Raw genomic sequence first — 12,524 nt, 5'->3', positions numbered from 1 at the left:
TCCGCTCCTAGCCTTTGGGTGGGTACGGATCGTTGCCGTAGGAGTTAGCGTCACGGATTTTTCCGTTCGGCCGGTGAATGATGACTTCGCCCCTTTCGCGTATTGCGGTCGTGCGGGCAGCTTCGATTGCAGCGGCTTGAGTGGGGTGGGTCGAGCCAACTCGGGACGAACCCTCACGCCGAGCCGCCCAGCCGGAAACATGCGGTACAACGTGGATGCGCATTGACATGTATTGTCCTTTTTTCGATACGCTTCGTGTTATCATTTTTGCCTAGAAAGCGCGGGGCGGTCAAGGAAAAATCATAACGCGATGAGTTATTAAAAAAATTTTGACAGAAGCTGCGGAAATGACTACGCTTTGCGTTATGAAAATAAGGCGATCAAGCGCCAGCTGTGATGAGGGTGCGGCATGCAGGTCGGGTTTGAGACGCCATCCATCGGTGCAATGTGCAACAGTGGACGGCAGCTCATCTTAGCATTGGGCATCGAATCGGCTGATAGGGTGAAAGATCTGCTTTTTTTCTTGGACGCCGCACCAACGCTTGCCGACCTGAGTGAATCTCCACCGGTGTTGCGAAGGCAGGTCGCCGAAGACCTGCCGCCGTCATTCTCGGTGGGGAAAGCCGGTAATGGACAAGTGCTCTTCCGACCTCAGTCATTTTTCGAAGGGCAACAGTTGCACGACATCGACAGGATAAGCGTCATTTCCGTGGGAGGAACCGTGTAATGGCAAGTCAGAATGTTCAATTTCGCCCTGACTACGAACCAAGGCTCCCGGGTGAATATCTGCGTAGAATTCTTGATGAGCGAGGTATCAAGATTGTCGATTTCGCCCGAAGAACCGGGCGCCCCACCAAGGCGATAAGCGAAATCATATCTGGGAAAGTTGCCATTACACCGGAAACAGCAATTCAGTTCGAAAGAGTTTTAGGTGAAGGTGCCGGTTTTTGGCTCGCCTTAGAAGCCAAACACCAGTTGTCAAAAGCCCGTTCGCGTGAGGTGGAGGCTGAATCCCAGAGATCGGCTGTTTCCTGGGCAGATAAGTTCCCAATTGATGAAATGTTGAAGTTAAAGCTGTTGGACAAACGACCAGCCTTGGCCGATCGGGTGGATCGTATTCTCAGGGCCTTCGGCGTAAGCAGTATTTCTGCTTGGGAGCATCACTGGCAAGAACGTCTCGATCTTTCTCGTTTCAAGCAGCAGAACCATAACAAGATTGATCCATTTGGTGTCGCGGTTTGGCTCCGCTGTGCTGAAGTTGCAGCTGACAGAATCGAGACATCAACATATTCGGAAGTCGAGTTTAGGTCGCTGCTTACCGAGATCCGAGAGCTCACACTAAGCCCGTGGGACACGATTGCTCAGGAACTTGTTTCATCTTGTGCGAACGTTGGCGTTGCGGTTGCGCTCGTTCCATCGGTCGCAAAAACTGGTCTCCGAGGCGCTGCGTATTGGGCAACCAAAGATAAGGCAGTTATCGCTGTAAGTGACCGTCTGAAAAGAGAATCTAACGTCTGGTTCTCATTCTTTCACGAAGCTTGTCATATCCTCGAGCACAGCAAGAAATCGGTCTTTTTGGACGAGAATGATTCTGGCACTGGCGGTCGCGATATAGAGAAAGAAGCAGATCGCTATTCTGCTGAAAAACTTGTCCCGCGGACAATTGTTGATGAGTTCAAGGCCTCCTATGGCCCGAGAGACGTCCGCATCACGCAAAAGGAATTTAAGAGATTTGCAAGTCAACACTGTGTCGCGCCCGGGTTGCTTCTTGCGCGCCTTCAACACGAGAAAGTAGTTCCTCAGGGAACACAGCTAACAAAGCTCAAGCGGAAGGTGGAATTCGCGACTCCACTCAACTGAACATAGTGGTAGCCTGCGAGGCTTCGAGTCCAGAGGGGCGAAGGTCTGCTTTGATTTATCAAAGCTTTTGCCTTTGCAACAACGGCGAAACTCTGCCTCCAGCCTCCCCAGCTCGGCTTCGCGTGTCGCAGGGGAGAACGGCCCTTCGGTCCGTCGCGCATTCGGCCATGCGGCCTCACCGCGGCGTTGCACCCGGCATCCCGGTGTGCCCGCCTCCCGAGCACGTCCCTCCCCGGCCGCTCCGTCGGATTGCGCTCTGGTCTGTTTTGGCCTGAGGCCAAAACGATCCCGCCACTTCATCCGTCTCCCGCGTTCGGTCGGGCCGTTTGCCTGCTCGGGTCGGGCAAACCTACCGTCAAAACACACACACACGAGTGCGGAAGCATATCCTCCGGATGGCCCCCAAATCAGCCCGCGTCAAGGATCGCAAAACTTTTCGGCGAGGTTGGCGCCAGCGGCGGGGGCAGTCCCGTGTGTGAGGCCGCGCATTTGTCAGGTGCTGCGCGCAGAAAACTTTTGCGCCCGGCAAGCCGGCGGCTGCGCCGTCCCTGACCCGGGCAGATTCGGAAACCAGACATTCGGCCATGCCCCCACACTCACGTGGTGGCTCCTCAACCGAATACTGGAGACCAGACATGGCTTACGACACCGCAAACACCTACGAGACCATCGAGCTTTTCGGGCTGACCGAGAAGGACGCACAGCTGCCAATCCCGGAAGACCACATTCTTCAGGACTGCATCATCCGCGAGAGCTTCGAGGCTCTGCTCGGTCCGCTGCGTGGGACCGGCCTCGAGGCGGAAATCGAACCGCTGGCCCATGGGCTCGCCACGATCCTGCAGCGCCGCAAGGTGGCGCTTGGCAAGGAGGTCGACCGCACCGCCGACAAGATCGGCGCACTGGCAAAATCCCATGACGGATCGGAGATCGCCGAGACCGCGCTTGAAGAAGCGCAGGCGCGCTTTCTGCAGCTGCGCGAGATTGTCGGCGCCGTAGAGGTGATGAGCGAGGCGGCGGCGGAATGCTACGAGATCGAGACCGGCCACGCATTCATCCCGGCAGCCGGGTCGCGCGCGAGCGTCCGGGCGCAAGAGACAGGCGCGATTTTCGAGGCGCGGCAACTGCTGGAGCAGCACGACCGTGAAACCGCCGAGAAATCGAAAGTCGAGGGGGTGCCTCTGATCGTCTCGGGCGCAACCGACTGGACCGATGTCGATGTGATCTTCAACACGCTCGACAAGGTTCGCGAACGGATCAAGCAGAACCGGAACCAGGAGATCTTCCTCTGCCACAAGGGTGGCAAGCACGGGGCGGAGATGATCGCGGCTCGGTGGGCCCGGGCACGCGGGATAGCGCAGGCGCGCTTCGATCCGCGCTGGTCCGCGCACGGGCGGGCGGCACCGTTCAAATGCAATGACGAAATGCTGGACGACAAGTTCGCGGCGACGGGGGTTGTCCTCTTCGGCGGCAACGGGGTCGCGCTGAACCTCGGGCAGAAGGCGGAAGCGAAAGGCCTGACGGTCATGCGGGTTGCGGACCCGGCGAAGAAGGCGTCGCAGGATTGAAGGGAGAGGGTCGCCTTCGGGCGGCCCTTTCGTCATGTCTCATGGCGCGTGCGATCGGTTACACTTGATCAGCAACTCGCGGCGGCCAGCACCGTCATCGCTCTACCCGGTCCGTCAGAGTTCGGCCCATCCGCATCGGTAGGGGCTGGGGATGGTGCGCCCCTCGCACATCGTCAGCAGCGCGAGACGCGAGAGATCGAGACGTCGCACTTGAGGCTGAAGAGCTGCACGTCCCTCGGGGCGTGTTTCGGAACATCGCATCCACGCGGGCGGGCATCATCAGCACCCCGGCCAGGTTCGGCAGGACGTGGACGCGGATGGTGGCGACTGCGTGATGGCACAGGTCAATCGGGTCACTCCTTTTTGCTATGCATGTGGATCGCACGGGGTCGGCCCAGTCGTGCCCTGCGCTTCGCTCCGGCAAGCACAAATACGGCTTCCACGGCGGGGCCGCGGACCCTCCGCATTTGCGCTTGCGACCGGGCCTCTTGCCCCCGTGCCGGGTGATCCCCATCGCAACAAGGAGTAACCCAAATGACCAACCACTACGTCGCCACCGTCCCCGTCAAGTTCACCGACACCGATGGCCAGGAGCGCACCCGCTTCCAGCGCGTGGGTGCAATGTTCCGCAACACCCGCAACGGGGACGGCTCCGAGTTCTTCAGCCTCAAGCTCGACTTCCCGGTCGCGGTCTCGGAGCTGGTGATGTTCCCGCCGAGCGCAAAGGACCCGCAGGACTAAATCCTCTGACGAGGATGGGCCGCCCCAGGACGATCTTGGGGCGGCCCGATCCCTGTTCCAGGGATGCTGGTTCCTGCGCGTTCAACGGACGCACTCCCCCCGGAATGATCAGGCCGCGACAGACCGGCCAGTCAGCCTCAAGGGGGCCATCCACAAAAACCTATCGGCTAGGGCCTCCCGGTTTTTGCGGCAGAGATTTGGGGTCCCAAATCTGGCCCTCCTTGACCCTGCCTGTCCGCCCTGTCGGTGGGGTTTGCGCCCGCCCGCGGTTCCGTCCGAACACATGCGTGTTCGTCCAAGCCTTCGGGCGGGGCTGGCTGACGGGACCCCTAGGACAGGTGGGTCGCCCGGTGGTGAAGGGAGAGGCCCGCGTCCCTGCGGGCCGCGGGGGAAGCGGGCACCAAGTCTGCCTGAGACTGAATGCAACGTAAGTATATAATTGACAGCTAGGTATATTATCGTAAGGTAGGGGCAGCCTTGGTGGAAGGTGGCAGGAAATAGGGGGTCTTTCTTCCGCATGTCCCGAACAAAACGCCTGACAGAGATCGAGAAGATGCAGATCGTCCGCGAGGCCGCGGAGGGTGTGTCGACGTCTGAGCTGGCTGAGCGTTTCGAGGTCACATCGCGGGCCGTGCGCTACGTTCTGAAAGCCGATGCCGAGCGCCAGGCCGATGCCGCGATCCCGGTCTCAGCGGTCAGTGTGAAGGTTACGGCTGCGGAGCTTGCGGCGCTCGACGAGGTGCTGGCGAAGGCCGGGATCGAAAGCCGGGCCGAGGGGCTGCGGCGGCTCATTCAGGCGGCAGGCGGGGTGTTCGTTCCGGACGCGCAGATGGCGGCCGAGATGGCGCGCTACCGCGCTTCACTGCACGAGGTCGGCAATGGGGTCACGCAAATCGCCAAGCAGATGACGCGGGCCAACCGGCGGGGGCAGGGGGCCGTGGTGGGCACGAGTGCCGAGTTCACCGAATTGCGCCTTGCCCAGATGCGCGGGTTGGCGCGGTTCATTCTGGATTCCGCTGACGAGATCGATCTGCTTCTGCGCCGCCGTCGGGACGCTATGCAGCTGCAGGCCACGGCCGCGCTGAGGGAGTTTGCGCATGCGGCTGAATGATGCCGTCCATGCCGTCATGGGCGAGGTCTTTCGGGATGGCTGGAGCCGCGTCCGGGGCTCAATGCAGGGGCTGCACGTGGCCAAGCAGACCCAGCTTGTGCGCGCGGCAGCAGGGCATCGGCCAACGGTCTTCAAGGCTATCCGGGGCGGGGGGACGCATACGAAATCGCAGCTGATGAACCAGCTTGATTACCTCACCACCAAGTCCACCCATATCGTGGACAGTAGCGGGTTTCTGGATGGCAAGGCGAAGCTCGAGGCGAATGACATCAAGGATCTGACCGAGCGCTTTGCCAAGCGGTGGGATGCGGGCTTCAAGCCCAAGCTTGGCCAGACCACCCACATGCTCATGTCGTTCCCCATCGGCACGCGCGGGGAGGATGTGCGCGACATCGCGACGGATGTGGCCGAGCGGTTCTTCCAGACCGACGAGGGGCATTTCGACTACATCATCGCGGTGCATGAGGACCGCGATCACCCCCATGCGCATCTGGTGTTGAACCGTCGCTCGCAGGAAGGCGAGTTCTTCTTTCTGGGGCGCAACCACCGCTTCAACTATGACGACTTCCGCCTCGCCATGGTCGAGGAGGGGGAGAAGTACGGCGTGCGGCTGGAAGCCACGCGGCGGGTGGATCGCGGGGTTGTACATTACCCCGCTCGCACCAGCGAGGTCTACGCCGCGAAAGAAGAGGGGCGCGCGCCCCGCGAGCGCGAACGCGTGGGGCAGGACCTGACCCGGACGCTGGCGGAGATCGCCAACACCAGAACCGTCTACCATTCGCTTGCCGCAGAGGCTTCGCGCGAGGCCCGCGAGGATATTGCCGCAGCCCTCTTTCGCGCGGGCGAGGTGCTGGCGCATGGCGGGCAGGTGGACCGAACAGGAGATGTGTATATGGCCGAGGATCAAAGCTTTGAGGATTTGAGAAGCCTCTATGCGGAAAAGCTCGCGCGGGTGCAGAGCATGATCGCCGAGAAGTCCGACGCGGAACGTCCCGTGCTGGAAAAGCGCCTCATCGAGATCCAGACGCAGGTCCAGCACATGCAGCCTCTGGGTCTGCGCTCCAGTACGTTGTCTGAGGCGCCCTCGGTGGGCGGGGTCTACTCAGAGGCAAACATCCAAGAGAGCCAACTCGAGCGACTAGCCGAGCCGCGGCTGCGCTCACGGATCGATGCTGCTCTGCGGGGTACTGGGATCAGCACATCGGAAGTGGTGGCCCGGATCGAGACCGGGGCTTCCAATGCGGCGCTCGAGCATCAATGGATCGCAGATGATCTCTCCAAAGTGGCTGAGGCGCGGGATCTGAACCTCGAACGCCGCGCTGATCTGGAACAGGCGCGCGACATTCTCAACGATGTGCATGTCGCGCTTGGTACGCTTTTGGAACGGGAGAACGTGTTGCGCCGGGATGGCGTCATGGAAGCGGAACCGGTCAGCGAGCGGTTCCACTATCACGAGGACTCGGTCCGGGCGATGGAAGGGACAATCCGTCAGGAGATGCGCGCAGAGGGCATGACAGCGCAGCAGATCGAGGACCGGGACTGGGAGGTTGTCGCGCGGGCGGAGCGCCGGATCGAGACGGAGCAGCGTGCATATCTCGAGGCACACCCGGAGCTGCTCGCACGCCCTGGCGATGTGATTGACCGGTCTGAGCCTTACAGGGAGACCATTACCGATGCCGCCCACGCCAGCGAGATCACCCGCGAGGTCGACCGGATCATGGAGGGACGCGACGTCCGCACGCCCGTTGCGGATGCTGTCACGGATGAATTCAGGGAGCGCTATCCGGACATGCCGTCCCACCTCGCCCGCGGGCTTGGCGCGACCTACGCGGCCGTCGTCGAGATACGCGACACGGAGGTCATCAATCAGGTCCGCCGTGAAAACGAGATGCGCGACGCGCTTGGGTCTGGCACGCGCGACGCACTCCTCGCAGCCCGCGGTGAAACTGCGCCGCAGTCTGACCGTGCCGACCGCCTTGCAGACGAGATTACGCGTGTTCTGGAGCATGAGCGGGCGGGGGAGTTGTCCGCGCCCTTCGAGACCGAGGCGGAGCGGGACGCCTTCCGTGGCGAGATCGCGCGGGTGCTGGATGAACGCCAATTGGGCCGCCTCATATCCGGCGATGCCGATGCGCTGGACAAGGTTCTCGAGGACCGCCTCGACCGGCTCTATGTCGCCAAGGTCTACCTGCAATCCGATGCCGCCACGGCCAACACGGAGGCCTTGCGCCAGGTGGTCGATGATCTGGCCGACACCGAATACGAACGCCATCGCGCCGCTGATCTGGACAGCGAGACTGAGCGGGGTCAGATCCATTGAGCGCCTCCATGGGAAAGGTGCGGATCGCCACGGGTGTCTTGCTCGTGACGCTGGTGACCGCCGCCATGGGTTATACCATTGCTTCGGCGGTGCTGACATACCAGGACCTTGGCTTCGGGGCGGAGATCGACTTTGCCTATATCGCGCAGAACTACATGGCGATCCGCGATCGCCGCCCCGAAGATGCCCAGCTCATCCACCTGATCATCGGCAGCTTTGCCGCCGCCGGCCTGATGCTGAGCCTCGCCCTCTCAGGGTCCGCCCTGACACGCTTTGGCCAGACCCATTGGCAAAGCGCGCGCGAAATGAAGGCCAACGGGTTCTTTGGCGCACCCGGGACCGGGTTCATCCTCGGCAAGCTCGGTACTCCAAAATCTCGCGCGAAATACATCTGCTCGAAGGTCTTTCCCCATGCGCTGATCGTGGCCCCCACGGGCCGCGGCAAGACCACGGGTTTTGTCATTCCGAACCTGCTGACCTGGCAAGGCTCTGCCGTGACGCTCGATGTGAAGGGCGAGTGTTTCGAGGCCACGGCACGGCACCGCGCAGCCCAGGGCGACAAGGTCTATCGTTTTGCCCCAACCGATTGGGAGGGCAAGCGCACCCATCGCTACAACCCGCTCCTGCGCATCTTTGAACTGAAGGACCCCGCGCGACAGCAGATGGAATTGCAGCTCCTGGCCACGCTCTTCCTGCAAAGCGACAATGACCGGGTGCAGGGTCTTCTGAAAGGCGGGATCGATCTCTTCGTGGCGGCAGGCCTGCTGGCGTTCCAGCGCAAGCGTCCGACCTTGGGCGAGATCTACCGCATTGCCGCGTCGGGCGGGAACAAGCAGAAGGAGTATTTCGCGCGTGGCCACGAGGTGGAGAACAGAGCCGCGAAACTGATCTTCACGCGGCTCGCCTCGACCAACAACGACACCCTGACCTCCTATGTCTCGCTCTTGATGACCTCGGGGCTCGATCAATGGCAGAACCCGGCCATCGATGAGGCGACGTCTGTCTCGGATTTTGACTTCCGCACGATCCGCAAGAAGCCCCTTTCGGTCTATCTCGTCGTCCAGCCACTCATGGTGAAGCCTCTGGCACCCCTGATCCGGCTCTTCTTCTCCGATCTCCTCTCGGCCATGCAGGAAAAAGACCCAGGGCCAGACGAGCCTTGGCCCGTGATGATCATGCTCGATGAGTTCAATCGCTTGGGCAAGATGCCCATCGTGGTCGAGAGCATCGAGACCCTCCGCACCTATCGCGGCCACCTGGCCGTGGTGACACAAACCATCCCTGCCCTCGATGAAATCTACGGCGAGAACACCCGCCGCGCGCTGCAGGGTAATGCGGGTGTGAAACTTTACCTCACGCCCTCCGATGAAAAGACCGTCGAGGAACTGAGCAAGGCGGTCGGAAAGACCACGAAGACCGTCGTCACCCGCTCGCAGTCTATCGGCAAGAATCCCTTCGAGGGCCGCAGCCAATCCACACGGACGGAAGAAAGCTCGCTATTACCGGAAGATGAGGCCCGCCGCCTGCCACTCGACGAGATTGTCATGGTGATCGATGCCCAGATGCCGGTCCGCGCGAAGCGGATCCAGTACTTCGACGATTGGCTGTTCAAGGCGATCCATGAGGCGCAATCAGGCGAATTGCCGTTTCCGGAGCCGGGGGGAGGGGGGCCGCAGGGTGATCTGCCGCTGAGTATGCGCGCCATGCCGATGACACCGCCGCCGGACGGGCAAAGCGGACCCAACACCGAAGTGGACGCTGCACACCAGGCCGCTGCTGGTCAGCCGTCAGCGCATGTCGTGCCAAAGAAGACCGCGCCCGTCGTTCAAGCCGTCATTGCTGAGGAACAGCAGCAGATGGAGATGGATTTTGAGGGCTCGGTCGCGGATACCGGGACAGTGCGCGTGGAAGATGAGGCGCAGATGCGTTCCGCGGTCGATGGCTTGGACGACATGGAAGCGATGTTGCGGGAGGATGGTGGTCAAACGCTTGTAGCTCGATAGGTTGGCGAGGGTGGTATGTCGGTCGAGCGGGCGGGAAGCTGCCATTCGCTGCATGCACGCAACAGACTCTGGTAATTCAGCAAAGCCGCCGTTCAGCCGTTCAGAACCATCTTCCATTTCTTACGAAATCTGGTTTCGCACTGTCGCTGCTGTGAAGCTAACGGCGAGGACTATCCTTGCACCAATCAATTCGCCCTTGCCGGATCCAGAAGTGACACCGGCATTCGTTCGTTTGTCGGACCGAGGGCGAGATGGTCGGTCGCCTCAACCAGTCTGACATGGCCGTCCACCTAGGTCTCTGGTTTTTGCTCAGGGACAGCTTGATGGTTTCGCCACACCCACCCGGGCAGTGGAAGCAAGCCCATTTGTCGACGCCATCATGCACGATGGTCATCTCCCCCGGTACGATCTGATCCTGCGACGGGTGTGTGGGTGTTATCCTGGTGATCAAGTCACTTCGCGGAATGAGGCGGAAGAGCTCGAGGCTCTTCCGCAGAGTGTCGATCATCATGCCACTCACCCTATGCGATCCAGGAACGGGTCGATGTCGCCGAGACCCCAGTATTCCTCGCTGCCGCAGACCGGGCAGTCCGGCCGGGGTTGCGCCGCCTGTGAACGCTCGGAGCCCTTGTCGAGCTTGCGATAGCGTTGCCATGTCCATCCACCGCCGCCGCGGAAGTTGACGAGACCGGCAAGGAGTTCGTTCACCGCCATGGTGGCCGCCTCGGAGGTGAAGGTCACCACGGCCGGTGCCGGATTGCCCGCGCCGCGGACATAGGCCTCGGTCTTCTGCCGTTCATATTCGGCAGGGTCCGATCGCTCGAGATCCTCCTCGCGGGCCCTGACGCGATCGACTGTGCCGCGGCAGCCGTGGCACGCCGACGTGGGAAACAGCACGCTGACCCGCGCGGCCATCTCGAGGAGACCGGGCTCACCATCGTCACGGGGCATCAGGACCAGCCCGACATCGATGACCGGGATCAGGTAGAAATGCGCCACGCGGTTCAGGTAGAGGCGCCCGGCGTGATCGTCCGTGCATCCGAAGATGACGTCGCAGGATTTCAGCGCGTCACGGATATGCGGCGCATCCACCCAGCCGTTCATCGACCGGATCTCGACGTCGAGGCCCATCATCGTCACCTCGCGCGCCATGACGTCGACCTTGGGCACCGCGTTTTCGGCATCCTTTCGGGTCGCGCCATACAGGCGGTTCAGGTTGGAATGCTCGACCACGTCGTCGTCGATGACCACGATGCGCCCCACGCCGAGGCGAGCGAGGAGCTGGACCACCGGGCTTCCCGTGCCGCCGCAGCCGACCACGGCAATGGAGAGCTGTTTGAGGAGTCCGTTGACCTCCGGCCCGAAGGCCAGTGCCTGCCGGGCCAAGGCTTCCGACGGGGTCGGCACGTCGGTCGACTGGATCTCGAGCCGAGTGCCGATGACGGTCACGCGGTGACAGGGCAGGGGTATCATGTCGTCTTCCCAGACCCGTGCCCGGTAGAGGCCGTCACCGACCTGCACGACGCTCACCAAGCGTGTCCCCTCGCCGTTACGGTTCCGAGCCATGGTGAAGAGGTCGCGCTCGTTGCGATCGTCCTGGTCCGAGAAACCGTCGAAGCCTCCCGGGTGACTATGAACGATCGCCGGCACCAAGCCTTCCTCCTTGGCCCGGCGACAGAGCTGGGCGAAGGAGTTGGTATTCCAGGTGACGTGCTTGTCGCTGGCATCGACGCGGTCCTCCTGCGGGATCGCGATGACCTCGTAGGAGGTGTAACGGACCCGCCGCTCGAGGTCCCAGGGGTCCTGCGCGATCTCGCTTTTGCCGAGCAGCATGTAGGCGGCGCCCTCGTGCCCACGGGGGTGCGCAAGCAGCGCCTGCAGCTTGTCGCGGTGACGGGCGTGGAGGGTGATGTCGCTGCGCTTCATGCCGCCACCTCCAGGGCCTCTTCGACCCGCTTCAGCATGGTCCAGATGCCGTCGGTGCCGGGACGCCACTGGTTGTTATGGCGAGACCAGCGCTGCCAGTTCTGGCCATCGAAGGCCTGGCGTGCCTGCGTGCAGCGGGGCTCACGCTGGCCGGCAAGGAGCTTCAGATGCGGCACGGCGTAGAACATGTCGGGGGCGACCTCGGGATACGAGGGCGGCAGCAGGATCAAGATATCCACCTGGGCGACCTGATACTTGCCTTCCGGCAGCGTGATCCCGGTGAGGATCACGCCCTTCTTTCCGCCTTCGATGACCTCGCGAACGGTGATGCCGCGACCCTCAAGGTAGCGGTGATCCTGACGGGGGAGGAGGCTCATGCCGCACCCCCTTCCGTCGTCTGGGGCACGCCGGTGAAGAAGTGCTCCAGGCCAGCATCCGCGAGGCAGATCAGATCGGTGTCGCCGACTAGGATGTCATCCTTGCCGGGGATCACCTGCCAGACGGCGAATTTGGCGGGATCGACCCCGGCCAGCTTCTTGAGCACGCGCCCGCTGATGACCTTGTGGCCCCACTCGAGACGTTTGCCATCGATGTCGAAGCGGAAGGATTCCGCGCTCGGGAAGACCAGGAAGCGCTCGACCTGGCCGGGGCGCAGGTCCGTGGTTTCCTCGAGGCGAAGTTCCTCGAGTTCACCGTTGCGCAGCACCTGGAACACGAGGTGTTCCTCGGCCTTGCGGAAGCCGGCCCCTTCGATGATCTGGCGGCCGGTGGGCGTCGGATCGTCGATGACGGCGTCGGTGAACTTCAGGTCGTGGTCGCCGACTTTGACCTTGTAGGGTCCGTGGTCGCGGGGCTTGCGGCCGGCCTTCAGGGCGGCCTGGAGATCTTCGATTTCCATCTGTTCGGTAGTCATGGCAGTGATCCTCTTATTGCCTGCTCGACGCCCGCAGCAGGCGCCTTCAAAGGTGTATGCGCGGCACAAGAGGGTTGGCGTTCGC

The 12,524-nt window shown here is 62.0% G+C and carries 12 protein-coding genes; 7 read left to right on the top strand and 5 right to left on the bottom strand.

Annotated elements, in window-relative coordinates:
• Positions 1-7: 7 nt before the first annotated feature.
• Entirely contained in the window at positions 8-223 is a 216-nt protein-coding gene (locus MGEO_RS13455; protein ID WP_233139929.1) for a DUF2188 domain-containing protein, read from the bottom strand.
• 186 nt (positions 224-409) lie between these two features.
• Between MGEO_RS13455 and MGEO_RS13450 the strand changes: the two genes are divergently transcribed.
• The 7 genes from MGEO_RS13450 (at position 410) to MGEO_RS13420 (ending at position 9,600) form a co-directional block, all read left to right on the top strand.
• Complete coding sequence (locus tag MGEO_RS13450) at positions 410-727, top strand: hypothetical protein (protein WP_085638630.1); 318 nt, start codon at positions 410-412, stop codon at positions 725-727.
• Positions 727-1,860, top strand: coding sequence for a HigA family addiction module antitoxin (locus MGEO_RS13445; RefSeq protein WP_085638627.1), 1,134 nt, complete (start codon positions 727-729; stop codon positions 1,858-1,860). Before MGEO_RS13450 ends, MGEO_RS13445 begins: the two co-directional genes overlap by 1 nt.
• Positions 1,861-2,495: 635 nt before the next feature.
• Positions 2,496-3,425 carry a DUF2493 domain-containing protein gene (locus MGEO_RS13440; protein ID WP_085638625.1) on the top strand — a complete coding sequence of 310 codons (930 nt, stop codon included), beginning with the start codon at positions 2,496-2,498 and terminating at the stop codon, positions 3,423-3,425.
• A 534-nt stretch (positions 3,426-3,959) separates the two neighbouring features.
• Positions 3,960-4,166, top strand: a complete 207-nt coding sequence (locus MGEO_RS13435; protein WP_007120662.1) for a hypothetical protein — start codon at positions 3,960-3,962, stop codon at positions 4,164-4,166.
• Positions 4,167-4,683: 517 nt separating this feature from the next.
• Positions 4,684-5,277 carry a transposase gene (locus MGEO_RS13430; RefSeq protein ID WP_085638622.1) on the top strand — a complete coding sequence of 198 codons (594 nt, stop codon included), beginning with the start codon at positions 4,684-4,686 and terminating at the stop codon, positions 5,275-5,277.
• Positions 5,264-7,597, top strand: coding sequence for a relaxase/mobilization nuclease domain-containing protein (locus tag MGEO_RS13425; RefSeq protein WP_085638618.1), 2,334 nt, complete (start codon positions 5,264-5,266; stop codon positions 7,595-7,597). The genes MGEO_RS13430 and MGEO_RS13425 overlap by 14 nt, the downstream gene beginning before the upstream one ends.
• Before the next feature lie 8 nt (positions 7,598-7,605).
• On the top strand, positions 7,606-9,600 hold the full coding sequence (locus tag MGEO_RS13420; protein WP_085638615.1) for a type IV secretory system conjugative DNA transfer family protein: 1,995 nt from the start codon (positions 7,606-7,608) through the stop codon (positions 9,598-9,600).
• Between the two features lie 157 nt (positions 9,601-9,757).
• Here MGEO_RS13420 and MGEO_RS21740 read toward each other — a convergent pair whose 3' ends face one another.
• The 4 genes from MGEO_RS21740 to MGEO_RS13400 form a co-directional block, all read right to left on the bottom strand.
• Positions 9,758-9,994: a DUF6527 family protein gene (locus MGEO_RS21740; RefSeq protein ID WP_233139928.1), complete on the bottom strand. Its 237-nt coding sequence runs from the start codon at positions 9,992-9,994 to the stop codon at positions 9,758-9,760.
• Positions 9,995-10,116: 122 nt separating this feature from the next.
• Entirely contained in the window at positions 10,117-11,526 is a 1,410-nt protein-coding gene (locus MGEO_RS13410) for a ThiF family adenylyltransferase (RefSeq protein WP_085638612.1), read from the bottom strand.
• Positions 11,523-11,903, bottom strand: coding sequence for an E2/UBC family protein (locus MGEO_RS13405; RefSeq protein WP_085638609.1), 381 nt, complete (start codon positions 11,901-11,903; stop codon positions 11,523-11,525). The genes MGEO_RS13410 and MGEO_RS13405 overlap by 4 nt, the downstream gene beginning before the upstream one ends.
• Positions 11,900-12,439 (bottom strand): multiubiquitin domain-containing protein, encoded by a 540-nt coding sequence (locus tag MGEO_RS13400; protein WP_085638606.1) that lies wholly within the window; start codon positions 12,437-12,439, stop codon positions 11,900-11,902. Before MGEO_RS13400 ends, MGEO_RS13405 begins: the two co-directional genes overlap by 4 nt.
• Positions 12,440-12,524: the final 85 nt, after the last annotated feature.

This window comes from Marivita geojedonensis (assembly GCF_002115805.1).
GTDB classification, from domain to species: Bacteria; Pseudomonadota; Alphaproteobacteria; order Rhodobacterales; family Rhodobacteraceae; genus Marivita; species Marivita geojedonensis.
Note: the sequence above shows the minus strand (reverse complement) of the source record. Positions and strands in the feature narration are given on the sequence as shown.

What these genes read in the sequence shown, in the direction of transcription:
- MGEO_RS13455 (WP_233139929.1), bottom strand. Translation starts at nt 223, where the DNA reads ATGCGCATCCACGTTGTACCGCATGTTTCCGGCTGGGCGGCTCGGCGT.
- MGEO_RS13450 (WP_085638630.1), top strand. Translation starts at nt 410, where the DNA reads ATGCAGGTCGGGTTTGAGACGCCATCCATCGGTGCAATGTGCAACAGT.
- MGEO_RS13445 (WP_085638627.1), top strand. Translation starts at nt 727, where the DNA reads ATGGCAAGTCAGAATGTTCAATTTCGCCCTGACTACGAACCAAGGCTC.
- MGEO_RS13440 (WP_085638625.1), top strand. Translation starts at nt 2,496, where the DNA reads ATGGCTTACGACACCGCAAACACCTACGAGACCATCGAGCTTTTCGGG.
- MGEO_RS13435 (WP_007120662.1), top strand. Translation starts at nt 3,960, where the DNA reads ATGACCAACCACTACGTCGCCACCGTCCCCGTCAAGTTCACCGACACC.
- MGEO_RS13430 (WP_085638622.1), top strand. Translation starts at nt 4,684, where the DNA reads ATGTCCCGAACAAAACGCCTGACAGAGATCGAGAAGATGCAGATCGTC.
- MGEO_RS13425 (WP_085638618.1), top strand. Translation starts at nt 5,264, where the DNA reads ATGCGGCTGAATGATGCCGTCCATGCCGTCATGGGCGAGGTCTTTCGG.
- MGEO_RS13420 (WP_085638615.1), top strand. Translation starts at nt 7,606, where the DNA reads ATGGGAAAGGTGCGGATCGCCACGGGTGTCTTGCTCGTGACGCTGGTG.
- MGEO_RS21740 (WP_233139928.1), bottom strand. Translation starts at nt 9,994, where the DNA reads ATGACCATCGTGCATGATGGCGTCGACAAATGGGCTTGCTTCCACTGC.
- MGEO_RS13410 (WP_085638612.1), bottom strand. Translation starts at nt 11,526, where the DNA reads ATGAAGCGCAGCGACATCACCCTCCACGCCCGTCACCGCGACAAGCTG.
- MGEO_RS13405 (WP_085638609.1), bottom strand. Translation starts at nt 11,903, where the DNA reads ATGAGCCTCCTCCCCCGTCAGGATCACCGCTACCTTGAGGGTCGCGGC.
- MGEO_RS13400 (WP_085638606.1), bottom strand. Translation starts at nt 12,439, where the DNA reads ATGACTACCGAACAGATGGAAATCGAAGATCTCCAGGCCGCCCTGAAG.